The 25,201-nt window shown below is 71.8% G+C and carries 17 protein-coding genes and 1 pseudogene; 2 read left to right on the forward strand and 16 right to left on the reverse strand.

Translation table 11 applies throughout. The annotated features are described in order from the left end of the window. Positions 1 to 17: 17 nt before the first annotated feature. From ACIBTX_RS06600 to ACIBTX_RS06645, 10 genes are all read right to left on the reverse strand, one after another. The gene (locus ACIBTX_RS06600) at positions 18 to 4,766 is read right to left on the reverse strand and encodes an RHS repeat-associated core domain-containing protein (protein ID WP_396832158.1); all 4,749 of its coding nucleotides are present in this window, start codon (positions 4,764 to 4,766) and stop codon (positions 18 to 20) included. A gap of 496 nt (positions 4,767 to 5,262) precedes the next feature. After that, positions 5,263 to 6,075, reverse strand: a complete 813-nt coding sequence (locus tag ACIBTX_RS06605; RefSeq protein WP_357133480.1) for a shikimate dehydrogenase — start codon at positions 6,073 to 6,075, stop codon at positions 5,263 to 5,265. Further along, entirely contained in the window at positions 6,075 to 7,292 is a 1,218-nt protein-coding gene (mltG, locus tag ACIBTX_RS06610) for an endolytic transglycosylase MltG (RefSeq protein WP_357133482.1), read from the reverse strand. Before mltG ends, ACIBTX_RS06605 begins: the two co-directional genes overlap by 1 nt. Further along, a complete protein-coding gene (ruvX, locus tag ACIBTX_RS06615) occupies positions 7,292 to 7,750 on the reverse strand; it encodes a Holliday junction resolvase RuvX (protein WP_357175751.1) in 459 nt (152 codons plus the stop codon). Before ruvX ends, mltG begins: the two co-directional genes overlap by 1 nt. 73 nt (positions 7,751 to 7,823) lie before the next feature. Further along, a complete protein-coding gene (alaS, locus tag ACIBTX_RS06620) occupies positions 7,824 to 10,502 on the reverse strand; it encodes an alanine--tRNA ligase (RefSeq protein WP_357175754.1) in 2,679 nt (892 codons plus the stop codon). Beyond that, positions 10,499 to 10,804: a hypothetical protein gene (locus ACIBTX_RS06625; RefSeq protein ID WP_355053621.1), complete on the reverse strand. Its 306-nt coding sequence runs from the start codon at positions 10,802 to 10,804 to the stop codon at positions 10,499 to 10,501. Before ACIBTX_RS06625 ends, alaS begins: the two co-directional genes overlap by 4 nt. A gap of 28 nt (positions 10,805 to 10,832) precedes the next feature. Beyond that, positions 10,833 to 11,297: a DUF948 domain-containing protein gene (locus ACIBTX_RS06630; protein ID WP_355053620.1), complete on the reverse strand. Its 465-nt coding sequence runs from the start codon at positions 11,295 to 11,297 to the stop codon at positions 10,833 to 10,835. Between the two features lie 139 nt (positions 11,298 to 11,436). Continuing rightward, positions 11,437 to 12,132 (reverse strand): hypothetical protein, encoded by a 696-nt coding sequence (locus ACIBTX_RS06635; RefSeq protein WP_357133527.1) that lies wholly within the window; start codon positions 12,130 to 12,132, stop codon positions 11,437 to 11,439. Between the two features lie 2,477 nt (positions 12,133 to 14,609). Then, the gene (locus ACIBTX_RS06640; RefSeq protein WP_357133489.1) at positions 14,610 to 16,184 is read right to left on the reverse strand and encodes a replication-associated recombination protein A; all 1,575 of its coding nucleotides are present in this window, start codon (positions 16,182 to 16,184) and stop codon (positions 14,610 to 14,612) included. A 75-nt stretch (positions 16,185 to 16,259) separates the two neighbouring features. Continuing rightward, positions 16,260 to 16,472: a hypothetical protein gene (locus ACIBTX_RS06645; RefSeq protein ID WP_357133491.1), complete on the reverse strand. Its 213-nt coding sequence runs from the start codon at positions 16,470 to 16,472 to the stop codon at positions 16,260 to 16,262. Positions 16,473 to 16,763: 291 nt separating this feature from the next. On the opposite strand from ACIBTX_RS06645, the gene ACIBTX_RS06650 reads away from it, so the two are divergent. Then, on the forward strand, positions 16,764 to 17,504 hold the full coding sequence (locus ACIBTX_RS06650; RefSeq protein ID WP_357133493.1) for an N-acetyltransferase: 741 nt from the start codon (positions 16,764 to 16,766) through the stop codon (positions 17,502 to 17,504). A gap of 88 nt (positions 17,505 to 17,592) precedes the next feature. Here the strand turns inward: ACIBTX_RS06650 and ACIBTX_RS06655 are convergent. From ACIBTX_RS06655 to aspS, 4 genes and pseudogenes are all read right to left on the reverse strand, one after another. Beyond that, positions 17,593 to 18,834 (reverse strand): annotated as a pseudogene (locus ACIBTX_RS06655) (MFS transporter); the annotation flags it as partial. A 55-nt stretch (positions 18,835 to 18,889) separates the two neighbouring features. Next, complete coding sequence (locus ACIBTX_RS06660) at positions 18,890 to 19,507, reverse strand: helix-turn-helix domain-containing protein (RefSeq protein ID WP_357133495.1); 618 nt, start codon at positions 19,505 to 19,507, stop codon at positions 18,890 to 18,892. A gap of 64 nt (positions 19,508 to 19,571) precedes the next feature. Next, positions 19,572 to 20,381, reverse strand: a complete 810-nt coding sequence (locus ACIBTX_RS06665) for a sugar nucleotide-binding protein (RefSeq protein ID WP_357133497.1) — start codon at positions 20,379 to 20,381, stop codon at positions 19,572 to 19,574. Between the two features lie 90 nt (positions 20,382 to 20,471). Beyond that, positions 20,472 to 22,277, reverse strand: a complete 1,806-nt coding sequence (aspS, locus tag ACIBTX_RS06670) for an aspartate--tRNA ligase (protein ID WP_357133499.1) — start codon at positions 22,275 to 22,277, stop codon at positions 20,472 to 20,474. Positions 22,278 to 22,432: 155 nt separating this feature from the next. On the opposite strand from aspS, the gene ACIBTX_RS06675 reads away from it, so the two are divergent. Next, complete coding sequence (locus tag ACIBTX_RS06675) at positions 22,433 to 23,152, forward strand: DUF998 domain-containing protein (RefSeq protein WP_357175757.1); 720 nt, start codon at positions 22,433 to 22,435, stop codon at positions 23,150 to 23,152. A 63-nt stretch (positions 23,153 to 23,215) separates the two neighbouring features. Here ACIBTX_RS06675 and ACIBTX_RS06680 read toward each other — a convergent pair whose 3' ends face one another. Then, entirely contained in the window at positions 23,216 to 24,259 is a 1,044-nt protein-coding gene (locus ACIBTX_RS06680) for a S1 family peptidase (protein WP_357175760.1), read from the reverse strand. 435 nt (positions 24,260 to 24,694) lie between these two features. Further along, on the reverse strand, positions 24,695 to 25,171 hold the full coding sequence (locus ACIBTX_RS06685; protein WP_357175763.1) for a helix-turn-helix domain-containing protein: 477 nt from the start codon (positions 25,169 to 25,171) through the stop codon (positions 24,695 to 24,697). Positions 25,172 to 25,201 lie beyond the last annotated feature (30 nt).

Below are 25,201 nucleotides of genomic sequence, written 5' to 3' on the forward strand. Positions count from 1 at the left end.
TCCGGCGGAAGGGATCATCAGAAGAGAGCTCTCGCGCCTTTGGAGAAAACCCCGCCGATCAGCCCGCCTACGGCACCCGCGAAGCAGTTCAGCGCGACGCCACTCCATGTTGACTCGCCCTTTTGGGAGATGAGCGTACCGACTGCGCCAGCAGCACACCCTCCGATGGCCCACGCGGCTAGCACCGGCGCGCCGAGGGTTGACGCAAACCCACCGATCGCTACACCCGCGATGGCCCCGCCGATCAATGCGAAGGCGTCGTTGGCCTCCGCGTCGGTCGCAAGTCCGGTGGGGTCGGTGTTGTTGGCCGGGTTGCAGGACGCGTAGCTGTACGCCAGGTCCTTACCGGACGGGTCCCGCTGGGTGAACCGACCCAGACCCGGGTCGTAGTAGCGGGCACCGAACTTGGTCAGACCGGTCGCGCCGTCGAGGTGACCGGACGCGTACCGCCAGGGGTTCGACACCTGCTGCGACGCCGACAGCTGGATGCCGTACGGGTCGTAGCTGTAGGAGTTGACCTTCGCAGCGCTTCCGTTCACCAGACCCACCACCGAGCCGAGGCCGTCGACGAGGTAGTAGTACCGCACCCCGTTGGCCCGCAAACCGATCAGCGAACCGGCGTTGTCCCGGGTGTAGTAGTCGGAGGTCCCCGGCGCGGGGTCCGTCGAGTTCGCGGTCACCGTGCCACCGGAGCCCGCCGGGGCCTTCGCCGAGGCGACGCCCAGGGCCGAGCTGACGTACGTGGTCGAGCCCGCGCCCCGCCGCTCGGTCTGGTCCGCGCCGCCGTAGGTGAGCGGAGTCAACGCCGTCCCGCCCGGCTTGGTGATCGAGGTGGTCTGGTTGTTCACCGTGTTGTAGGAGAACGCCCAGCCCGACGACGAGCCGGTGGTGTTGCCGTTGGCGTCGTACGAGTACGTCGTCGAGGCCGCAGACGTCAACTGGTGGGCGTCGTTGTAGCTGTACGACGTGGTGGTGCCGCTCTCCGTCTTGGAGGTGCGGTTGAAGTTCTCGTCGTAGTCGTAGCTGCGCGACAGCGCACCCGACGCACCCGTCAGACGGTTCAGCTTGTCGTAGGTGTACGTCGTCGTTCCCGACAGGTCGGTGACCTTCTGCCGCTGGGCGGTGTCGGTCGTGACCCCGTTGACCGTCTTGCTGTAGTCGTAGGTGAAGGAGGACAGCTTCGCCGACGTGCTGTCGTTGGTCGCCGTGATCGAGGTTTGCCGGCCGGACTTGTCGTACTTCATCTCCACGGTGATCCGCGGTGACGTCGGCAGGTACATGAACCGCCGCCGGTTGTTCTCGTCGTAGGTGAAGGTCACCGCGGTGGACGCACCCGGCTCCAGCAGCGACGTCACCAGGTTCACGGCGTTGTAGCCATAGGTGACCGAGCCGCCGCCGTCGGTGTACTTCGTCATGTTCCCGTTACGGTCGTACTCGTACCCGATCGGCGTCGCCCCGGGCACGGACTTGCTGCTGGGTCGGCCGAACCTGTCGTAGCCGAACGTCGTGGCACCGGTCGGATCGGCCACCTGGGTGAGGTTGCCGTCCTTGTCGTAGGTGTAGTCGACGACGACGGCGCCCTTAAAGGTGATCTTGTCGACCCGGTCCAGCTGGTCGTAGACGTACTGGGTCTTCTGACCCTTGCCGTCGGTGTGTTCGAGCATGCGCGACAGCGCGTCCGGCAGGATGGTGATGTCCCCCAGCGGGCCCGGGTTGTCCACCAGGGTCAGATTGCCCTTGGCGTCGTAGGTGTAGTTGGTGCGGACGTCCTTGCCGTCCTCGCGCCACTTGACCGTGCCGTTCGAGTTGTGCTCCGCCTCGTCGATCTTCTGCCCCGGATACTGCGAGCTCTCGGTGCCGGTCTTGTTGCCCGCGGCGTCGTAGGAGTAGGCGTTGGTGTTGCCCTGGGGATCCGTCGACCCGCTCACCGAGTTCGGGTGCGAGGTGTCGTTGTAGGACATCGTGGACTTCGCCCCGGTGGCGATGCCGACCGACGTCATGTTGTTGGTGTTGGCGTCGTACCCGAAGGTGGTGGTGTTGGTCAGCGAGTCGGTGGTGGTCTCGACGTTGTCGTTGGCGTTGTACTTCTTGGCCCGCTTGTGGCCGAGGGCGTCCTTCACCTCGGTGACCCGGTCGCGGGTCTCGTAGGTGTGGGTGGTGATGCCATCGGTGGTCGAGGCGGTGGCGTACCCGTTGGGGTCGGTCACCTCCGTCTTGCCGGTGGAGTAGGTGAGCAGCCACCGTGCCTCGGCCGGCGTGCCGCCCGGGTTGGTCAACTCGAAGTAGTCGAGCATCCGGGAGGTGTCGGGCTCGTAGCCGAGGTTGGTGACCCGACCCTCGGGCGTGATGATCTTTGTAAGTCGATCGCCGGTGTACTCGTAGACCGTGACGCCGTTGGCGGTGTCGGTCACCGTGTTCAGGTTCTGGTCCGAGTTGTAGGTGTAGCTCACCCGGCGTCCGGTCGAGTCGGTCATCGAGGTCAACCGACCCGAGGTGTACGACAGGGTCACCACCCGGCTCTGGGTGTCGGTGACGGTGGTGACGTTCCCCGAGCCGTCGTACCCAAAGGTGATCTTGTTGTTGTTCTTGTCCTGGGTGCGCAGCAGCCGGCCGGTCGCGTCGGCGAAGTAGAAGCTGCCCTCGCTCTTGTCGAACTTCAGCCGCAGTTCCCCGGTGCTGGTGTTACGGGTCAATTTGGCGTCCAGGCTCGGCGGGGTCCGCCAGGAGTTGGTGCCGTCGTTGACGAACCGTGCGGTGAAGCCCGTGGGCGCCTGGTACGTGATGTCGGCGGTGGCGTGGTCGGTCTTGGAGAACGTCACCTTCACGTCCTGCCCGGTGCCGAGCACCCAGCCCTTACCAAGCGTCGACGTGGCCGTCGACCGGGAGTTGTAGTAGCGGTCCAGCACCAGGTCGGTGCCGGTGCCACGGATGTTGAAGTCGGTACCCTTGAGCAGCAGGTTGCCGTTGGCGACGTTCACCTTGAGCTGCAACCGGTCGGTCAGGTCCTGGTCCTGGAAGGAGAACCGGCCCTGCTCACCGGTGGGCGAGCCGTCCGAGGTGGTCATGAACCGCCAGCTCGACCACGGCCCGGCGACGCTGCCGTCGTGGCCGCGAGCCCGCCACTTGTACGTGGTGTTGGCGACGAGTTCACCGGACGGCACCGTCCAGCTCGACTCGCTGCCGTTCGTGACGCTGCCGCCGGAACCGGAGACCTCCAGCGTCGACCCGCTGCGGTCGTAGATCTCGAAGTCGACCCGGCCGCTGCCGCCGTCCGGGTCGCTGAAGACACCCTTCATGGTCGGCGTCCGCGTCTCGGTCTCGCTCGCGTCGCCCGGCTGCAGCTTCGTCGGGTCCAACGCGTTGGGGTAGCTGTTGTAGTTCACGACCGCGTACGGAACCTCGCTCTGGATGTCCGCGTCGTCGGAGCGGAACTGCTTCCAGCTGTCCGGATCGGTCTCGCTGGTGGCCCGGATCCCCATGTAGGCGGTGGCCTGGTTGGCCGTGGCGGCCCGCTGGAAGAAGCTGGTGCCGGTGATGCTCACCCAGCCGTCGTCACAGGTGCTGTTCAGACCCTTGGTGGCGGTGGAGGAGGCCTCCTGGTAGTTCCACGCCGGCTGGTTCGTCCAGAGCGTGCCGGAGCTGGCCGCGCCGGTGGACCAGATCTGCCAGGACTTCGCGGAGCAGGTCGTGGAGTACCAGTTCCAGAAGTAGACGGTGGCCGAGGTGATCTGCTTGCCGCGCAGCGCGCTCGTGCCCCAGTGGACGAACCCTCGGGCGACTCCGGGGTTGGCCCCGGAGGCCTTGCCGATCTGGATGTCGTTCGCACCCGAGCGGGTCACGGTGTCGTCGGACTTCACGTAGGTCGCGAAGGTGGGCGATACCGGATTGATCGACGGATCCACGATCACCGGGTAGACCGTCGCGGGGTCCGCGAGGAACGCCTGGTCGGGGGTGAGCGCCAGGTCCATCGCGCCGGCCCGCGCGGTCTGCTTGGCGGCGATCTTGACCAGCCGCTTCGGGCCGCCGCTGGCCGGGTCGACGGACGAGTCCCACATCTCCGGGGTGGCCGAGGTGGCCACGATGCGGCCCTTGTCATCGGCGAAGCGCAGACCGCCGGCGCCGTCGCCGGTGGTCACCAGGCCCTTCGCCCGTACCGGCAGCCGCACCGACGCCACCTGGGCGGCGGCGGCCCGGTTCTTGACCAGCAGGTACTGCCGCACGCCGGTACGGCTGGCCTCGACCACGAGGTCGACACCCGGCCGGACCTCCGGGTACGTCGCGCGGTTGGCGGCCAGCACCGGCTTCGGCAGCGCGCCGGTCCAACCGATCGCGGCCCGGTGCGCGCCGACTCCGACGCTCAGCAGGTCGTGCTCGCCCGCGCCCACCGCGCCGGAAAGCTTGAGACCGTTGGGGTGGGCGACCGGTGCGACCGAACCATCCGCCTCCGCACGCATGGTGAGGTCGATCGGGACGAGCTGACCCCCCGCGTCCCGCATCCGGATCGGGCCGGCATAGACCTGGGCGGTCGACGTGCCGTCGGGGTTGACGAAGACATCCTGCGTCTCGCTGCGGGCGGCGAGGTTCTCCACCCGCTTGGCACACCGGCGAGCGGCGTCCACCGCGGCGGCCTCGTCGGGCTGCTGGTCGGCGCAACTGGTGTCGGGACCTGACGCCGGCGCTGGTGCGGCGACCGGGGCCGCGACCGCCGGCCCGGTCAGGGTCGGCAGCGTACCGGCCACCAGGGCCAGCGAAGCGGCGACCGCCAATCGTCGAGTGGCACGTGTTCCACCTCGGAAAAAGGCATGACTCACCTACGGACCTCCAAGTCCGAAAACGACAGTGATCGAACCGTAGGAGAGATACTTGCCGCACGTCAATCATTACTTTGCGTTGCCTGATAAGCAGTTCGGCTACCCGATTAATCGTCTATAAAGTGACGCCCATACGTCGCAGCTAGGGCAGATCGGTCACCGTCACCGCGATTGCAGGTGATCCCCAGCGGGTTCTCCATTGAGTTGCACACGCACCTCTACCAGGGATGACGCGCCATCAATGCCGACCACCGACGAAGAGAATCCGCCACGATGCCGCAACGGGGCAGCGCGCCAGAGCACCGGCCGCTAGGATGGACTCAGGTCGATTTTCGAGGGCCACCGGCATCAATCATTCGCCTACCTGAACAGCGCCCGAAGTCTGTCTGAATTCGAATCGCGGCACGGCCGACGGAATTCCAGCGATTGCGCCACTGATCCGCCACAATTGTCAGCGGCGGGCCGCCACCAGAGCTTCCCGCATCGCCGTAAATGGCGCGGTCACGCCAGTGAACTGCTCGAACTGACCCACCGCCTGCGCCAGCAGCAGGTCCAGTCCGGACACCACCCGCAGGCCGGCCGCGCGGGCGGACGCCGCCATCGGCGTCGGCCACGGGTCGTAGAGCGCGTCGAAGAACACCGCGCCGGGCCGCCAGGTCGCACCGCCGGCCAGCGGATCGGCGACCCCCTTCGGCACGGTGGACACGACCACGTCGGCGGCCGAGACGTGCCGTTGCGCATCGGCCCAACGGCCGGCGGTCAGGGCGACACCCAACGCCGCCGCCACCGGTCGCAACTCGTCCACCGCCTCGGCCCGACGGGCCACCACGATGACCGACGAACAGGCCAACCGCGCGGCGGCGGCGAGGGCGGCGCGGGCCGTACCCCCCGCGCCGAGCACGGTCACCGCCGCGCCGGCCACCACCCCGGCCTCGGTGAGCACGTCCACCATGCCACCGACGTCCGTGTTGTCCGCGTACCACGTGCCGTCCGCACGGCGTACCAACGTGTTCGCCGCGCCGACGGCGACGGCTACCGGCGACGCGGCGTCGGCCACGGCGAGCGCCGCCTCCTTACCCGGCATGGTCACCGACAGTCCGGCCCACTCCGGGCCCAGGCCGGCGACCAGATCCGGCAGCTCCGCCGCCCCGCACTCGATCCGGGTGTACGACCACCCGGTCAGCCCGGCGGCGGCGTACCCGGCGTTGTGGATCACCGGAGAGAGGGAGTGCGCGATCGGCGCACCGACCACGGCGGCCCTCACTAACAGTTCTCGCCGCTGAGCACGCCGTTGCGGCACATCTGTCGCTGCAGGTTCCGGAAGTCGGCGTCGTTGGAGCCGTAGCCCATCGTGCCCTTCTTGTCGACGGTCATGAAGTAGATCCAGTCGCCCACCGGCGGGTCCATCGCGCCCTTGAGCGCGTCCTCGCCCGGGTTGCTGATCGGCGTGATGGTCAGGCCGTTGGCGCCATGGGTGCGGTACGGGTTCTTCGGATCGTTGAGTTCGCTGGCCTTCAGGACGTCGGAGTCCTTCGGGTCCTTGCCCTGCAACCGCAACCAGTAGTTGATCGCACTGTCGATCTCCAGGCACTTGCAGTGGTACTTGTCCGTGTACACCCGGTTGTAGATCACCCGGGATACCTTCGGGAAGTCGACGTGGTTGACCGACTCGGCCTGCGCGATGGAGGCGGCGATCAAGGCTTCGTACGGGGAGATGCCCCGCTTCTCCTGGACGGTGTCGACGAACTTGATCTGCTCGGTCACCTCGAGGAACTTGTCCACCATCAGCGACAGGATCTCCGCGGCCGTCGCCTTCGGCGGAAGCTCGTACGTCGCCGGGAACAAGAAGCCCTCCAGGCTCTTCGGCCCCTTCTTGCCGTCTCCCCGGTTGAACCAGAAGGCCGGCACCCCCAGCTTGACCGGGTCCTTCGCGGCGGCCTTGAACTCGGCGACCGGAATCTTCGTCGCCTTGGCCAGCTCGTCATAGATCGCCAAGGTGATCATCCCCTCCGGGATGGTCACCCCGTTCACCACCCGGCTCTTCGGATCGAGCAGCAGGAGCAGGGCCTCGGACGCCTTCATCTCCTTCTTGACCTTGTAGCGACCCACCTGGAGGTTCTTGCTACGCGAGTTTCCGTCCGCCGCCTCGATGAAGGCCTTGACGCTCTTGACCACACCGGCCTCGTACAACGTGGCGCCGACATCGGTCGCGCTGTCACCGGCCTTGACGTCGACCAGCACCTCGCCCGAGCCGGCACCGTCGTAGTCGGGCGTGACGAAGTAGTTCTGGATCCGGTCGAACCCGTAGTACGCGCCACCACCGATGGTGCCCAACAGGACCAGGGCCATCAACAGCGCCAGGAAGGTCTTGCCCCGGCCGCCGCCGGAGCCTCCCTTGCGCTTGTTGCGGAAGCCGCGTCGGTGCCGTCCCTTCTCACCCCGCTCCGGCTCGTCGAACCCAAGGTCCAGATCGTCGATCATTACGTCCGCCTCCGCTGCGCGTCCAGCCAGCTCTGCAGGATCTCCACCGCGGCCGCCTGGTCGACAACCGCACGTTGACGCTTGCCACGAACGCCACGCTCGGCAAGCCTACGAGAAGCGACCACGGTCGACATCCTCTCGTCGGTGAGCGTTACCGGGACCGGCGCTATCACATTGACCAGCCGGTCAGCGTACGCCGTGACGCTGAGCGCGGCCGGGCCATGTTTGCCGGCCAGATTGATCGGAAGCCCGACGACCACCTCGACCGCCTCGTGCTCGGCTACCAACGCCGCGAGCTGGGCAATGTCGCTCGGCACCGCCTCCGGCGCGGCGGTGAGATCGCGGGCGAGGGTCACCAGCGGCGTGGCCAGCACCCCGTGCGGATCCGAGCGGGACACCCCCACGCGCACCTGACCGACGTCCACACCGAGGCGAACTCCCCGTGTGAAGTCGCTCACCGTGGGTCACCCCTGTGCTGTCGACGAACCAGGGCGGACCATTCGGTCCGCCCTGGTCGAAACTGACCGTCCATCACGCCTCGGTGATCGCCTTCTCGACGGTGAGCAGCAGGTTCGGTGCCTCGGTCGCGGGCAGACCGCCACCCTGGGCCAGGTCGGGGCTCCCCCCGCCGCGCCCGGAGAACGCCGCCTTCACCAGGTCCGACGCGGTGAGGCCCCGGCTGCGGGCCGCCGCGTTGACCGCCACCACCAACGACGCCTTGCCGTTCGACCGGGCCGCCACGGCGACCACCGCCGGCCGCGCCGGGTCGATCTTGCCGCGAATCTCCTGGGCGAGGGTCCGTACGTCGTTGCCGGCCGCGCCCTCGGGCGCCTCGGTTCCCACGTACGCCACCCCGCGCACGTCCTTCGCCTGCGCGGCGAGCGCGCCCGCCCCACCCAGCACCAACTGGGCGCGCAGCTTCTCCAGCTCCTTCTCCGCGTCCCGGAGCTGGGTGACCGTCTGCTCCACCCGGTCGGCGACCTGGTCGTTGGGCACCCGGTACAGCTCGGCCAGCCGGGACACCAGCAGGTGCTCCTTGGCCAGGAAGCCGAACGCGTCCATGCCGACCAGCGCCTCGACCCGGCGTACGCCGGAGCCGATCGACGACTCGGAGAGGATCTTCACGAGCCCGAGCTGCGCCGAGCGGGCCACGTGCGTGCCGCCGCACAGCTCCCGGGCGTAGTCGCCCACCTCGACGACCCGCACCTCCTCGCCGTACTTCTCGCCGAAGAGCGCCATCGCGCCGATCCGCCGCGCCTCGTCCAGCGACGTGATGAAGGCGTGCACCTCCAGGTCGGCCAGCAACACCTCGTTGACCTGCTGCTCCACGTCGCGCAGGACGGTCGGCGACACACCCGTCGGGGTGTTGAAGTCGAACCGCAGCCGGCCCGGCGCGTTCAACGAACCCGCCTGGGTGGCCGACTCGCCGAGGAAGTTGCGCATGGTCTGGTGCACCAGGTGGGTGGCCGTGTGCGACCGGGAGATCGCCCGCCGCCGGGTGGTGTCGATCTCGGCGTAGCCGGTGTCGCCGGGGTGCACCTCACCCCGGAGGACGCGGGCCCGGTGCACGATCAGGCCCGGCACCGGCTGCTGCACGTCGAGCACCTCGACCTGGCCGTCGCCGACCGTGATGAGGCCGTGGTCGGGCTGCTGGCCGCCGCCCTCGGCGTAGAACGGGGTCGTGTCGAGCACCAACTCGACCAGCTCACCCTCGGTCGCCGCCGCGCGCGGGCCGTCCGAGCCCAGCAGCGCCCGCACCCGCGACTCGCGGGCCACCTCGCTGTAGCCGGTGAACGTCACCGGGCCGCCCTCGTCGAGCACCGACCGGTACGCCGACACGTCGGTGTGCCCGGTCTTGCGCGCCTGCGCGTCCGCCTTGGCCCGGGTCCGCTGGTCGGCCATCAGCCGGCGGAAACCCTCGTCGTCGACCTTCAGGCCCTGCTCGGCCGCAATCTCCAGGGTCAGGTCGATCGGGAAGCCGTACGTGTCGTGCAGCTGGAACGCCTTCGCCCCGGACAGCGCCGTGCCACCCGCCGTACGGGTCTCGGCGATCGCCGTGTCCAGGATCGTCGTGCCGGCGCGCAGGGTCGACAGGAACGCCTCCTCCTCCGCGTACGCGTACTGCGCGATGCGGTCGAAGTCGGTCGCCAGCTCCGGGTACGAGGGGGCCATGCAGTCCCGCGCGACGGGCAGCAGCTCGGGCAGCGCCCGGTCCTGCCAGCCCAGCAGCCGGATCGACCGGATCGCCCGACGCATGATCCGCCGCAGCACGTACCCGCGGCCCTCGTTGCTCGGCGTCACGCCGTCGCCGATCAGCATCAGCGCGGTGCGCACGTGATCCGCGACCACCCGCAGCCGGACGTCGTCCGGGTGCGACTCGCTCGCCACGTGCCCGGAGTGCGCGCCGTACCGCTTGCCGGTCAGCTCGGCCGCCCGGGCGAGGATGGGTCGTACCTCGTCGATCTCGTACAGGTTGTCGACGCCCTGCAGGATCGAGGCCATCCGCTCCAGGCCCATGCCGGTGTCGATGTTCTGCGCCGGCAGGTCACCCAGGATCGGGTAGTCCTCCTTGTTGGTACCCGGTCCCCGCTCGAACTGCATGAACACGAGGTTCCAGTACTCCATGTACCGGTCCTCGTCGACCGCCGGACCACCCTCGGCGCCGTACTCCGGGCCGCGGTCGTAGAACAGCTCCGACGACGGACCGCACGGTCCGGGGATGCCCATGGACCAGAAGTTGTCCGCCTTGCCGCGCCGCACGATCCGCTCCGCCGGCACACCCACCGACCGCCAGATCTCGTACGCCTCATCGTCATCGAGGTAGATGGTCGGCCAGATCCGCTCCGGATCAAGCCCGTAGCCACCCTCGGCGATCGGCTTCGTGGACAACTCCCACGCCAGGGGAATCGCCCCGGCCTTGAAGTAGTCGCCGAAGGAGAAGTTGCCGTTCATCTGGAAGAACGTGCCGTGCCGGCTGGTCTTGCCGACCTCGTCGATGTCCGGGGTGCGGATGCACTTCTGCACGCTGACCGCCCGCTGGTACGGCGGGGTCTGCTGGCCCAGGAAGTAGGGCACGAACTGCACCATGCCGGCGTTGACAAACAGCAGGTTCGGATCGCTGATGGCGGGCAGCGGAGCGGACGGCACCACGGCATGGCCGTTCGCCTCGAAGTGCGCGAGGTACCGCCGCTTGATCTCCGCCGTCTTCATCGCTGGTGTTCCTCCGGAAAAATCTCTCTATCGCCGATCCGCGGGGACTCCCGCAGCTCGGCGAACTGGTCGTCGAACGCCTCGCCCTGGACGAACGCCTGGTGAATCTCCTGCTCGCGCTCGGCCATCCCGACCCGCACGTCCTCCACGAAGCTACGCACCGACTCCACCAGGCTGCCAGCGGATTCCGACAACGAGCTGGCGATGCCGGCCGGGGTGTACGCCTGCGCGGTCCGGGTCGCCCTGCGGACCACCACCACGCCGACGGCCACGCCGATGCCGAGCCAGAACAACCGCTTCATGTCGCGCTACCTCCTGTGGCCGGGTCGGTCAACGGTTGCCGCGCCGGGCGGCCCGCCGCTGCTGCTTGATGGTGTCGCGCACCTCGCGCTCGGTCTCGGCGTGCCGGCGGCTGGCGGCGGCCCGGCGCACGCTGTAGCCGAAGGCGGCCACCTTGACCAGCGGGTTCGCGGCCGCGGCGGAGACCACCGTCGCCAGGTTGGCGACGTTGGCGGTGACGTTCTGGGCGTGGCTGGTCATCGTGTCGACCTTCGCCAACTGCAGGTTCACACCGTCGAGCGAGGTCTGCACCTGCTCCAGCGCCACGTTGACGTTCTTCACCGTGGTGTTGACGTCGCCGAGCAGCGGTCCCGTCCGGTCGTTGAGGTCGTTGATCATCCGGGTGGTGGCGTCCACCGTGTGCCGCAGCCGAAGGATCGGCAGCGTCAGGATGAGCACCAGCACCGCGAACGCGCTCGCCGCGATCAGCGCCGCGACCGCCAGAATGTCGCCCACGCGTCTCCTCCTCAAGCAGATTTCCGCCGGACCCGACGTCCCCGGAACGCACAACCGTGGTGCCCACCGAACCCACCGAACCGTCGCCGGCCGGCGCGTCCGCCAGCCCCAGACCCTACCGTCCGTGATGGAGAGCGGCTCAGGACGGTGAGGGTGTCACATCGCCCAGCGGATCCCCGCTGACCGTCGGGAACGGATCCTCCCCGGTCAGTGACGGATCGGTGCTGGGCTGCGGCCTGGTCCGCTCGTCGTCGATCGCGTTGCGCACCTTCACCGACACCAACGAGCCGGCGCACTCCCCCGCAGCGGCCGACGGCTCGGGGGACGGCACGATCGCCGGCTCCCCGTCGACCGGCGGCGGTACGCAGGCCGGCGCGCGCACCCACAGGTCGAGGGTCAACTCGTCCTGACGCCAGCACGTGTAACTGCCCTTGGTCTCCTGCTCGGGGCAGCGGCCCACCTTCCACGGCCGCCAACCATCGCCGCGCAGCGCCTCCTCGTAGACCTTCGCCGTCTCCTCCGGCGACTTCTCGGAGGTGACGGTGCGCTCGCGCAGCCGACAGTCGAGCAGGCACCAACGGCTGCCGCTGACGTCGTCGACCGTCTTCGTCGCGGCCCATGAGGGCACATTGAGCTGGTCGAGGTTGTCGAACACCGGGTCCCTGCTGAGGGTGCGGAGGCCGAAGAAGAGGGGCACCGCGCCGAGCAGCACGATGCTGACCAGCGCCAGGACGGCGACCCGCAGCCGGCGTCGTTCGCGCGACTGCCGGTGCTGCTCGGAGCGGGCGCCCGGGGCCGCGTCCTCGTCGTCGGCGACGTCGCCGGCCGCGCGCAGCGCCGGCCCGTCGACCGGTTCGGACGGTGGCCGGTCCACCGGGCCAGCCGCACCCGGCGGCACGACCGCGGCACGGGCGACCGGTTCGCCGGTACGACCGGACGGCGGCACCGGGGCGACACCGCTGGGCTCGGGACGGCCGCCCTCGCGGGGCGGCGGCAGCGCCCGGCCCGCGGCGCGGTCCGCCGGACGTGGGGCGGCGGCACGCGCGGTCGCGGGTGATCCGGGGCCGGCTTGCTCGACGCCCGTCCGAACGTCGCCACCGGGTGGCTGGGCGACGCCCGGGGGGCGGACGGCGGCACGCGCCGGGCCATCCGGTCGGGGCGCGGCGTCCGAACCGACGCCCGGCGGGACCGCCGCGCGAGCCGGACCATCCGGGCGGGGCCGGGCCGTACCAGGTCGGGGTGGCGCGTCCGGACCGACGCCAGGTCGTACCCCGGCACGAGCCGCACCCTGCGGATCGACGCCGGGTGGGACAGCGGCGCGGGCCGCGGCGTCCGGACCGACGCCCGGCGGCGTCGCCGCGCGAGCGGAACCATCGGCGTTCCGCGGCACCGCGGCGCGGCCCGGACCCTCGGGGCGGGACCGGGGCGGGCCGTCCCCGCGTGGACCGGGCGGGCTGTCGGGACCGGCGCCCGGCGGCACCGCCGCGCGCGCCGGTCCGTCGGGGCGGGCCACGCCGGGCCGGGGTGGACCATCGGTCCCACGGCGGCCGGCGCCGGAGACCGGCGCGTCGTCGGGCGCAAGCCGGGCCCGGCCACCGGGTGGGCCGGAGCGGACGCCGCGCACGGGCGCGCCGGGCCCGGGTCGTCCGCCGCCGGGCGGACCGGCGTACGAGTCGTCACCGCGCTCGCCCGCCGGGCCGGGCCGCCCCTCGGCAGCCGGCTCGGCCGACGGGCGGCGACGACGGTTGATCGGGTCCGGGGCGGTGCTCGGAGCACTCCGACGGCCGACCGGGCGCTCCCCCGGGGCCGGCGGCTGCGGCACGGGACCGCTCGGGTGCTCGCCGGTGGTTTCCGGGGCGCGGGCGGCCCGGCGGCCGGTGGGAGCGTCCGCGCCCGGGTCGGCGGGCGGCCCGGCGGCCCGGCGGCCGGTGGCCCGCTCCGCGGCCGGATCGGGTACGGCGAGTGGAGCACCGGAGCGGTCGTTCAGGTCACCGGCGGGCGGTGGGCCGGTACGGCGGCCGGCGGGCCGCTCCGCAGGCTGCCCGCCGGCCCCTCGACGGTTGACCACCGGCAGGCCCGGGTCGGTGTGCGGCAGCCGGCCGGCCTGACGCAGCCAGTCCGCCGGCCGCTCCGGACGGTCCCGGCGTTCCGGCTGCGGCTCACCGCCGGTCGCCGCGCGTCGGTCCTGCTCGTCGGGGACCGCCCGACGGCGACCGGTGCCGTCGGTGGCCGGGCCGCCGGTGGGGACAGCGCCGCTGGGCGACGCGTCGGGCAGCGGCGGGGCGTTGCCCGTGCGGGGAACCGCCGGCTCGTCCGGTTCGGCGGCACGACGGTGACCACCCCCGGCGGGGCGGGGTGGCTCCGGCGCGCCCGGGTCGACCGGCCCGGGACGACGCCGGGCCGTACGCGGGTCGTCGGCGATCGCGGGGTCGGGTCGCAGTCCGTCGGCGACCTGCGGGGCGACACCGGTCACGGGTCCGTCGAAGCGGGCAGCGCCACCGGCGGGCCGCGCCGGTTCGGGCGTACGACGTCCGGGCTGCGGGCCGTCACCGCTGAGCGGCCGGCCGCCCGCGCCCGGCTCGGGCGCGGGTCGACGGCCCGGCGGTACGGCGTCGGGCCGGCGCAGTGGCGGCGCGGCTTCCGCCCGGCCGGCGGGCGCGGGGACCTCGGGACGGGGGCCGGTCGCAGCGCCCACGGCCGGTGCCCCCAGCGGCGGGCCGGACGGCCCGACGGTCGGACGCGCTCGCGCGGGGCCGGCCGGAGCGCCGCCCCTCGGTCGGGGGCCGGCGGGGTCGGCCGGGTCACCGCCGCCCGGACGGACGGACGGCGGCGTACGCGGGCCCGCGGCGGCGCGCGGGTCGACGCCGGGAACTGGCTGGTTGCCGCGCGGCGACGGCGGACCGGAGACGCCGGCCGGCCCAAGCTCACGCGGGCGCTCAACCGGCGCCCGGTCGGCGGGCGGGCGGGCGTCCGGGCGGCGACCGGGCGGGGGCGTCTCGCCGGGCCAGGGTCCGTCGACACCTCGGCGCGCCCCGGCGGCCTCGGTGTCCGGCCGGCGCGGGCCGGGGGGCGCGTCCGGGGGCGTCGGCACGCCGGCACGCGGCGGCACCGGCTCAACCGGAACCCCGTCCGGGCCCAGCTCGCCCCGTTGCTGCTTGGCCGAACGCAGGTCGTCGATCCAGCCGAACTCCTCGCCGGCTACCGGCTCCTCCGGCTCGGCCTCGGCTCGGCCTCGACCCCAGCGGCGGCCCTTGGCGCGGGGATCACGCCGCTCGTCCGGGCCCTCGTCGGGGCGGTCGGCACCACGCGATCTCACTGTTGACCCTCTCCTGCGGCGTTCGTGCCGCCGTCCTGCGTCGTAGCGGCACCATCCACACCCGTGACCGCCCGGCCGTTCCGACCAGCAAGCGCCGTCCCCGGCTGCGGCGTTACCGAATCCCCGGCGGCCGGCGCGGCCGTGGCGGCCGGTCCGGCCGTCGCGGGCGGACTTTCCGGGCGGGCCGGCGGGACCGGCAGCCCGCGCACGATCCGGCGCAGCAGCGGCAGCCGCGTCGCCACGGACCGTTCCGCCCCGTGTGGGCCGGGCTGGTAGTAGTCGACGCCCACCAGGTCGTCGGGGACGTACTGCTGGGTGACCACGCCGCGCTGGTCGTCGTGCGGGTAGCGGTATCCGGTGCCGTGGCCCAACCCGCGGGCGCCGGCGTAGTGCGCGTCACGCAGACCCCGGGGCACCGGACCGCCCCGCCCGGCCCGTACGTCGGCGATGGCAGCGCCGATCGCGGTGGTGGCCGAGTTCGACTTCGGCGCGGTGGCCAGGTGGATCACGGCCTGGGCCAGGTTGAGCTGCACCTCGGGCAGGCCGACGTACTCCACCGCGTGCGCGGCGGCGGTGGCCACGCTCAGCGCGGTGGGGTCGGCCATGCCCACGTCCTCGCTCGCGAAGATGACGAGTCGTCGGGCGATGAACCGGGCGTCCTCCCCGGCGACCAGCATCCGGGCCAGCCAGTGCACCGCGGCGTCGACGTCCGAGCCGCGCATGCTCTTGATGAAGGCGCTGATCACGTCGTAGTGGGCGTCGCCGTCGCGGTCGTACCGCACCGCCGCCACGTCGACCGCCTGCTCGGCGGTGGCCAGGTCGATGCGCCCGGCGCCGAGGGCCGTGGCGGAGGCCGCCGCCGCCTCCAGCGCGGTCAACGCCTTGCGGACGTCACCGGCGGCGAGCCGGACGAGATGGTCCTCGGCATCGGTGGCCAGGGTGAGCGCGCCGCCCAGGCCGCGCCCGTCGGCGACCGCGCGGCGCAGCAGGCCGCGTACGGCGTCGTCGTCGAGCGGTTGCAGGGTGAGCAGCACGCACCGCGAGAGCAATGGCGAGATGACCGAGAAGTACGGGTTCTCGGTGGTCGCCGCGAGGAGCGTGACCGTCCGGTCCTCGACGGCGGCGAGCAGCGAATCCTGCTGGGTCTTGCTGAACCGGTGCACCTCGTCGATGAACAGCACCGTCTGCGGGCCGCCCGAACGGCGCTGACGACGGGCCGTCTCGATCACCGCGCGGACGTCCTTGACGCCGGCGGACAGCGCCGACATGGCGACGAAACGGCGGTCGGTCGCGCCGGCCACCAGGTGCGCGATGGTCGTCTTGCCACTACCGGGCGGACCCCAGAGGATGACCGACATCGGCGCACCGCCGGAGACCAGTTGCCGCAGCGGCGCGCCGGGGGCCAGCAGGTGGTCCTGCCCGATCAGCTCGTCCAGGCTCGCGGGTCGCATGCGGACAGGCAGGGGCGAATCGTCCGCTACCGGAGTGAAGCCGTCTACACCGGCGGGACCCTCGGGCGCGCCACGCGACCCGGTGGGGGCACCGAGGGAGAAGAGAGCGTCGGACTCCATCACGAAGACAGTACCGGGCCCGACCCGAGACGCCGGAATCGCGCTACGGGCCGGGCCACCGCTGATCGGTCTCGGTCAGCCACGGCCGGGGCGACGACCCCGGTACCAGCGACCGCCACCACCGCCGCGCGGCCCGCTGCCGACGCCGCCCAGGTAGAGCGCGAGCAGGAAGAGGCCGATGAGTACGAGGGTGTTCCAGTTGAACAGGTCGGGCGCGCCGAAGTTGGTGTCGAACAGGTCGATCAGCAGGGCGAAGCCAAAGACGATGGCCGCGAGAATGGCGAGCATATCGGTCCTCCGGTGGGGGTTCCCAGTAGGTCGGCGCGTGATGTACCCAATCGGTCGACCCGCCAATCTCCACCGTGGATCTGCTGCGTACCCCACCGGCCGGTCGCCGCTCACCTCGCTCCGGCCCCGTCGCGCAACTTCGGTGAAGTCGCTGCCTCCGGCGCCGCTGAAGCAGCAACATCCCCGACGTTGTGACGATCTTGGCGGCGCGGTACGACACACCGGCCGTCGAGCGGGGCGCATCGCCAGCCCGGCTTGGTTGCCGGTACGCCGACACCTAGGCTGAACTGCATGATCGTCGACGACCAGGTGCTCCACGACCGGGCCGCCATCCTGGCCGCCGCCGGCCACCACCCGTTCGCCCGACACGCGCTCGGCGGCCGCCCGTCGGCGCGCGGCTACCGGCGCGAGGGGGCCGTGCTGTGGCTGCTGCCGCCCGAGCACGGGTCAGCCGGCTGCGCGATCGGCCCGCCCGAGCCGGCGATCGAGATGTGTGTCGCGCTGGTCGCCGGAGGGACGTTGCTCCCGGGCCAGCGGCTGCACCTGCCCCAGCACGACCGCGAACAAATGTCCGACCGACTGTCGGTGACCGAACACCGGGACTGGGTCTTCCACTGGACCTCGACGCCGCCGCCGCTCCAGCCGGACGAGGAGCGGGTCGTAAGGCTCACCGACAGCGACCGCCCCGCCATGGAGGCGCTGATCGACGAGGCGTTTCCGAGCACCACCTCCCGCCCGACCGATCCACGCGTGGTGGCCTGGTACGGCATCCGCGCCGGCGACCGGCTGGTGGCATGCGGGGCGGATCGCAGTCAGGGCGAGATCGGTTTCCTCGCCGGTCTGACCGTAGCCCCGGACCAGCGGGGTCGCGGCCTTGGCGCGGCGCTTACCGCCGGGATGACTCGGGCTCTGCTGGCCCGCTACGACACCGTGGGGCTCGGCGTCTATCCGAGCAATGTCGGCGCGATACGGCTCTACCGTCGGCTCGGCTTCACCGACACCCTCCCGCTCGCCTCGATCCGCCTCACCTGAAAGCACCGGAAGGGGCCACCCGTCCAGGACCGGCGGCCCCTCCCCCTCATCGATCGGCGGCTACGGGAATCGTGACCGGTTCGGCGACGGGGGTTGCCCGCCGGTCGGCCCGCCAGGCGGGCAGGTAGAGCGGGGCCGCGACGGCCAGCACGACCGCGCCGACCACCATCGCCGTACCCACGCTGGTGCTGGCCGCGAGCGCGGTCAGCACGACTCCGCCGAGCGCGGCGGCCGGCTGCGCCATCATCGAGTTCAGCGAGAGCACGCTGGTGCGGTACGGGCCGTCGACCTGGCGGTGCAGCAGGCCACTGTGCAGCGGGTTCGACGCGCCGTGCACGGCGTAGCAGGCCAGGTAGGCGACGAGCACCCCGACCGGGCCGGCGAGCAGTCCCATCCCGACGACCGTCGCCCCCTGCAGGATGCGCAGCAGGGCCGCGCCCGGCGCCGCCCCGGGCCAGCGCAGCAGTAGCGGGGTGAGCGCCGCGCCGGCCGCGTTGGCGATCCAGGCGGCGGAGCTGGCCGGGCCGAGCAGCGCGGCGGCGCGTTCCGGGTCGCCGACCACCTCGGCGAGCCGGACCGGCAGCAGCGATTCGAAGGTGATCATGCCGAAGCCCCAGAACAGCTCCACCGCCACCAATGCGAGCAGTACCCGGGATCGGCGCAGCAGGCCGACCGCCTGGCCGATCATGCGGGGGGCCTGCGTCACCGACGCGCGCACCGCCGCCAGACCGGTGGTCGGGCGCTCCTCGACCAGCAGGACCAGCAACGCGCCGAGCGCCACCGCCTGCGCGAGGAGCGCGGCCAGCACCGGCACGGTGAGGGCGCTGACCGGGCCGAGCGGCCCGAGCGCGACCAGTCCGCCACTGATCAGGGCCCCGCCGCCGATGGCGATCCCGACGACGGTGCCGGCGTAGCCGAGGCCCTTCTCGTACTCGGCCTGCGGGTCGGCGGCCAGCGTGGCGTCGACGTACCAGGACTCCAGGGGGCCGCTGTCGAGCGCCCGGTAGACACCCTGCAGGGCCCAGACCAGGAAGAACAGCGCGAACGAGTCGGCCACCGCGAACACCGCGAGGGAGGCGAGGTTGAGAACCCCGGCGGCGAGCAGGACCGGCTTGCGCCCGAGGGCGTCGGCGAATCCACCGGTGGGCAGCTCCAGCGCGAGCACCAGCAGCCCCTGCGCGGTGCTGACCAGGCCGATCTGCGGCAGCGACAGGCCGCGCTCCTGCATCAGCAGGATCAGCACCGGGATCAGCAGGCCCGTGGGCAGCCAGCGCAGGCCGTACAGCGTGAGGTAGCGACGCCGGACCTGGCGTACGGTGAGCGCGCTCACGACGTCACCTCCATTCGCGACTGCGGGGCTCGCAAACCCGACTCACTCCTCACGCTCATTTGGGACCGTCCAGCAGCGGATAGGCGGCCAGGAAGACCTGCACCGGGCGGGCCTGCGGGTCGGCGGGCTCGGCCGCGTCGACCGACTCGGCCTCGCGGTGGTACCGCTCCAGCACCTGCCACACCTCCGCCTTGAGCGCCTCCAGCCGCTCAGGCGGGACGGTCAGGAAGATGTCGCCCATGCCAAAGGCGTCCCGCCAGGCGGGGGACCACTCGTGCTGATTGGCGAACCAGCGGTCGGCGTGTTCGACGAGGAGGCGCACCTGGTCGCCCTGGATCCACTCGATAGCGGCACGGGCGTCGGGGTCGTCGTCGAAGTCGCTCGGCTCCCAGCTCGTGACGTCGTGCGCGGCCTGCCACCAGCGCTGCCGTCCGCTGCCCCGGTCGGGATCCTCGGTGACCAGCCCGACCTCGGCGAGTTGGCGCAGGTGGTAGCTGGTCGCGCCGGTGTTGGTGCCGAGAAGTTCGGCGAGGGTGGTGGCGGTGGCGGGCCCGTTCACCCGCAGGGCACCGACCAGTCGCATCCGCAGCGGGTGCGCGAGCACCCGGACCTGCCGCTTGTCGATCCGCACCTCCCGGGGGGTCGGCTGCGGGGTCGCTTCGTCATTCGCCATGACTGCACACTATCTCTGCACACTTTCTATGCACAAGAGTTGTGCATAGAAAGTGTGCACGATGTCAAGCGAGGAGTTCCCGTACCCCGCGCAGGCGGGTCCGCAGCAGGCCGGCGGCGCGGGCGGAGTCGAGGCGTACGCCGCTGGGGCGCACGACACCGACGGCGGCGGCCATGGTGGTCTTCAGTCCTGTCGCGTCCAGCCCGAACCGCTCGGCGACCAGCAGGCCCAGCTCGGCCCGGCTGACCGCGTCGACACCGGCCACGTTGAGCAGACCGGCGTACGACGATCGGGCCAGCTCCAGCACGGCGTCGGCCAGGTCGGTGACGTCGACCGGGCACCGGACCTCGTCGGTGAACAGGACGGCCCGCCCGGCGAGCGCGTCGCGGCAGAGCTGGATCTGTTTGCTGCCCTCCCCCAGGATCAGCGAGGTACGCACCAGCGCCGCACCGGGATCGATCGCGCGCACTGCGGTCTCGGCCGCCGCCTTCGCGGCCCCGTACGCGTTGACCGGGCTGGGCGGCACGTCGTCGGCGTACGGCTGGGGTCGGCCGCCGTGCAGCGCGTCGCTGGACAGGTGCACCAGCCGGGCACCCACCTGGGCGGCGGCGAGGGCCACGTGGGCGGCACCGTCGGCGGTGACCGTCCAGTCGTCGTACCGGTAGGGGGTCGCGACCACGGCGTCCGGCCGCACCTCGGCGACCAGCGCGCGCACGGCGGCGCGGTCGGTCACGTCCAACCGCCGCGCCGCGACCCCCGGCACCCCGATCTCACCGGAGTGAAACGTCCCGACGACCGAAAGCCCCACGCGTACGCCCCGCCGACAAACCTCCCGCCCGAGAAACCCACTACCCCCGACGACAAGCACCCGCATCCCGGCCCACTCCCCCGTTGATCAAGAGGTTCGCGTCATCTCGCGCCGCGATGATGACGCAAACCTCTTGATCAACCAAACAGGGACGGGTCAGACCGGGTCGGCCACCGGGGCGGCCGGGCCGGCGGTGCCGGTGTGGGCCGCAGGCGCGGGCTTGGGCTTGGCGTCGATGCCGGCCTCGGCGCGCTGCTGGGCGGTGATCGGGGTGGGCGCGCCGGTCAGCGGGTCGAAGCCGCCCCGGGTCTTCGGGAACGCGATGACCTCGCGGATGGAGTCCGCGCCGGCCAGCAGCATGCAGACCCGGTCCCAGCCGAACGCGATGCCGCCGTGCGGCGGGGCGCCGTACTTGAACGCCTCCAGCAGGAAGCCGAACTTGTCCTGCGCCTCCTCCGGGGTGATGCCCAGCAGGTCGAAGACCCGCTTCTGCACGTCACCCCGGTGGATACGGATCGACCCGCCGCCGATCTCGTTGCCGTTGCAGACGATGTCGTACGCGTAGGCCAGGGCCCGGTCCGGCGCCTCCTCGAACCGGTCCACCCACTCCGCGTTCGGCGAGGTGAACGGGTGGTGCACGGCCGTCCACGCGCCCTCGTCCGTCTTCTCGAACATCGGGGCGTCGACCACCCAGCAGAACGCCCAGGCGCTCTCGTCGATCAGGCCGGAGCGCTTGGCGATCTCGACCCGGGCAGCGCCGAGCAGCTCCTGCGCCTCACGGGTGGTGGTGCTCGCGGCGAAGAAGACCGCGTCGCCCGGCTTCGCGCCGACCGCGTCGGCGAGCCCGCCCAGGTGCTCGGCGGAGAGGTTCTTGGCCACCGGTCCGCGCGCCTCGCCGGTCTCGGCGTCCAGCACCACGTACGCCAGGCCCCGCGCGCCGCGCGCCTTGGCCCAGTCCTGCCAGCCGTCCAGCTCCTTGCGGGTCTGGGCCGCGCCACCGGGCATCACCACCGCGCCGACGTAGCCGCCCGCGTCGATCGCCCCGGCGAACACCCGGAACTCGGTGCCGCGCAGGTAGTCGGTCAGTTCGGTCAGCTCGACGCCGTAGCGCAGGTCCGGCTTGTCCGAGCCGTACCGGGCCATCGCGTCGTGCCAGGTGATCCGCGGGATCGGTCGGGTGATCTCGTGCCCGGCCAGGTCCTGCCAGAGCGCCGAGACGATCGCCTCGCCGAGGTCGATCACGTCGTCCTCGGTGACGAAGGACATCTCGATGTCGAGCTGGGTGAACTCCGGCTGCCGGTCGGCGCGGAAGTCCTCGTCGCGGTAGCAGCGGGCGATCTGGTAGTACCGCTCCATGCCGCCGACCATCAGCAGCTGCTTGAAGAGCTGCGGCGACTGCGGCAGCGCGTACCAGCTGCCGGGCTGCAACCGCACCGGCACCAGGAAGTCCCGGGCGCCCTCCGGGGTCGACCGGGTCAGCGTCGGCGTCTCGATCTCCAGGAAGTCCCGCTCGTGCAGCACGCCGCGGGCGAGCTGGCTGGCGCGCGAGCGCAGCCGCAGCGCGTTCGCCGGGCCGCTGCGGCGCAGGTCCAGGTAGCGGTACTTGAGCCGGATGTCGTCACCGGCCTCAACCTGGTCGTCCACCGGCAGTGGCAGCGGCGCGGCCTCGGAGAGCACCTCCAGCGCGGCGGCGGTCACCTCGACCTCGCCGGTGGGCAGGTCGGGGTTCTCGTTGCCCTCGGGGCGGCGGGTCACCTCGCCGGTGACCTTCACGCAGAACTCGTTGCGCAGCGCGTGCGCGTCCTCCTCGCGGAACACCACCTGCACGACGCCGGAGCCGTCACGCAGGTCGACGAAGATGACACCGCCGTGGTCGCGCCGGCGGGCCACCCACCCGGCGAGCGTCACCGTCGAGCCGGCGTCCGCGGCGCGCAGGCTTCCGGCATTGTGGGTACGGATCACGGCTGGCAACTCCTCATCGTGGAACAGTCCTCACCCCGCATTCTGTCAGGGGTGGCCGGGCCCGCTGGGGGGCACCCGGCAGCCCGGCCCGATTCGCTGGTGGACGAGCCGGCGAACCCCGGGCAGCGGGCCCCGACGCCGGTTAGCGTGGCCTGATGCGCGCCGTACCGAACTGGGGCGTCGCCACGGCGGTCGCCGCGCCGGTGCTGCTGGTGGGCGGCTGGACGGTCGCGGGCGCCCGGCAACCCGCCGGGTACGACCCGATCCGCGACACCATCAGCGAACTGGCCGGGCATGACGCCACCGACGCCTGGATCATGATCAGTGCCCTGGTGCTGCTCGGGTGCTGTTACCTGGCGACCGCCGCGGTGCTGCACGCGGCCGGGCTACCCAGCCGTTTCCTGCTCGCCGTCGGCGGCGTGGCCACCATCGCGCTCGTCGCCTTTCCCCGACCGGCGGTCGGCGGCTCGCTCAGCCACGGCATCGTGGCGACCATCGCCGTCCTGGCGCTGGCGCTCTGGCCGGCCGGGTCGGCGCTGCGGCTGTCGCGTGGCCCGGACGCCGCGCATCCACGCACGCCGCAACCGCCCTGGGCGTTCCGGCGCGGCGTGGCGTTGAGCGCCACGCTGGTGCTGCTGGCCCTGTTCGGCTGGTTCGCGTTCGAGGTGACCAGCGGATCCCGGACCGGCCTGGCCGAACGGGTGACGGCGGTGGGCGTCTCGCTCTGGCCGCTGCTGGCGGTGCTCTCGGCGCGCCGGGCGCATCTCGCGTGGGCCGCCGCCGGCACCACGCCAGTCGGACCGTCGGTGCCGACGACCGGTGTCGTACCCCCGGATTCGTTGCTGCCGACGGACGGGCCCGACCGGCTCGCGTGAGCCGACCCGCACGCGCGACGCGGGCCGCCGGAGTGCCCCGGCGGCCCGCGTGCGGTACGTCGATCAGAAGACGCTGACGCCGTAGACGCTCAGCGGCTCGGTGACCGGCTGGAAGAAGGTGGTACCGCCGGTGCGGCAGTTACCGCTGCCGCCGGAGGTGAGGCCGAGCGCGGTGCTACCGGAGAAGAGCGAGCCACCGCTGTCGCCACCCTCGGCGCAGACGTTGGTGCGGATCAGGCCGGAGACCGAGCCCTCGGCGTAGTTCACCGTGGCGTTGGTCGCCGACACCGAGCCGCTGCGCAGGCCCGTGGTGCTGCCGGAGCGCTGCACCGACTGGCCGACCGACGCATTGCCGGCGCCGGTGATGTCCCGGTAGCTGCCGTTGTAGAGGTAGACGTTACCGGCGGCGTTCGCCGAGTTGCTGTGCCGCACGATGCCGTAGTCGTTGCCCGGGAAGCTGGTGCCGGTACGGGTGCCGAGCAGGCTGGTCTGGCTCGAGTTCGAGTACCAGTTGCTGCCGAGGTTGGTGCAGTGCCCGGCGGTCAGGAAGTAGTAGGTGCTGCCGCTGCGCACGTTGAAGCCCAGCGAGCAGCGGTAACCGCCGGTGTAGATGGCCTGGCCACCGGAGATCCGGGTGCTCAGCACGCCGGCCTCGGCCTCGACCCGCACCGCGCCGTTGGCGCGCGCGGCGGCCGCCTTGACCCGCTCCAGCTTGGCGCCGGTGACGGTGCTGTCGACGGAGACGACCACCTGGTTGGTGATCGGGTCGCTCCACCAGGCGGTGCCCGGGATCTTCGCCGAGCGCTCCAGCTCGGCGGTGGCCCGGTTGAGCTCGGCGGCGCCGCGGGTGACGTACCGGACGCTCGCTCCGGCCTTGCTGACCGCGCTCGCGGCGGCGGCGTCGGTCACCGTGACGACGGTCTTGCCGCTGGCGTCGATGTACGAGCCGGCGGAGCGGTCACCGAGCTGAGCGGAGAGGGCCGCGCCGGCGTCGGGCGAGGCGGCGGGGGCGGCCTGGGCGGGTGCGCCGATGAGCGAGCCGACGACCAGGGTTCCGGTCACGGCGACGGTCGCCGCAACACGGAAGGAGGACCTCGTGGGTCGCATGTAACAAACCTCCTGGGCGGGGGAGACGGGTCTGGCCGGGGATGGCTGACCCGAGGGCAACCCGGCCGATCTGCGAAAACCGGTCGAGTGAACTGAAGTATTCACATACTTAAGATCATTAACAAGATCTGGTTTCGCCCGAATTCGTCGAACGTCACCGAGGACGTCGGCGCAACACCATCGACACACTCGGGGACATCTACCGTCACACCCCGACGACCGCCGGATCCCTTTCGGACAGCGCCGGGCAACGGAGGCGGTTGACGCCACAACAGGCGGACGCGGGCGACGCCGGCCCGCCCGTTCCGACGGACGTCTACGACGCCGGCAAGCCCCGGCGGACGCGTGCCACGCCGGCTCGTCCGGGCGGACACGTGTGACGCCGGCTCGTCCGGGCGGACACGTGTGACGCCCCGGGATGGGCGGCCGGCGGCGTCAGGGGTCGCGGCGGCGCGCGCCGGGCCCCGGGCGGGGCAGCACGTCACGCGGGTCCCGCACCTCGTGCCCGTCGGCGCAGCGCAGCTCGGCGCGCACCTCGGCGCCGCAGTCGCGGTGCTCCACCCGCAACGGCGCGCCCTCGGCGTCGGCCAGGTACCTGTCGCCCCAACCGAGCACGGCAACGAGCACGGGCCAGAGGGCGAGGCCCATCTCCGTCAGTCGGTACTCGTGGCGCAGTCGGCTGCCGGGCTCCCGGTACGGCTCGCGACGAAGGACGCCCCGCTCGACCAGCAGGGCCAGCCGGTTGGTGAGAACCTGCCTGGGGATCCCGGTACGGACCCGCATGTCGTCGAAGCGTCGTACGCCGCTGAACACCTCGCGCAGCACCACCATGGTCCACCGCTCGCCGAGGATCTCCATCGCGCGGGCGATGGTGCAGTTCTCCACCGACCAGTCCAGTGCCGCGGGCCTCATCCGACCAGGCTAGGTCTCATTGACAGACTC

It is taken from the genome of Micromonospora sp. NPDC049359, from assembly GCF_044466585.1.
Lineage (GTDB): Bacteria > Actinomycetota > Actinomycetes > Mycobacteriales > Micromonosporaceae > Micromonospora.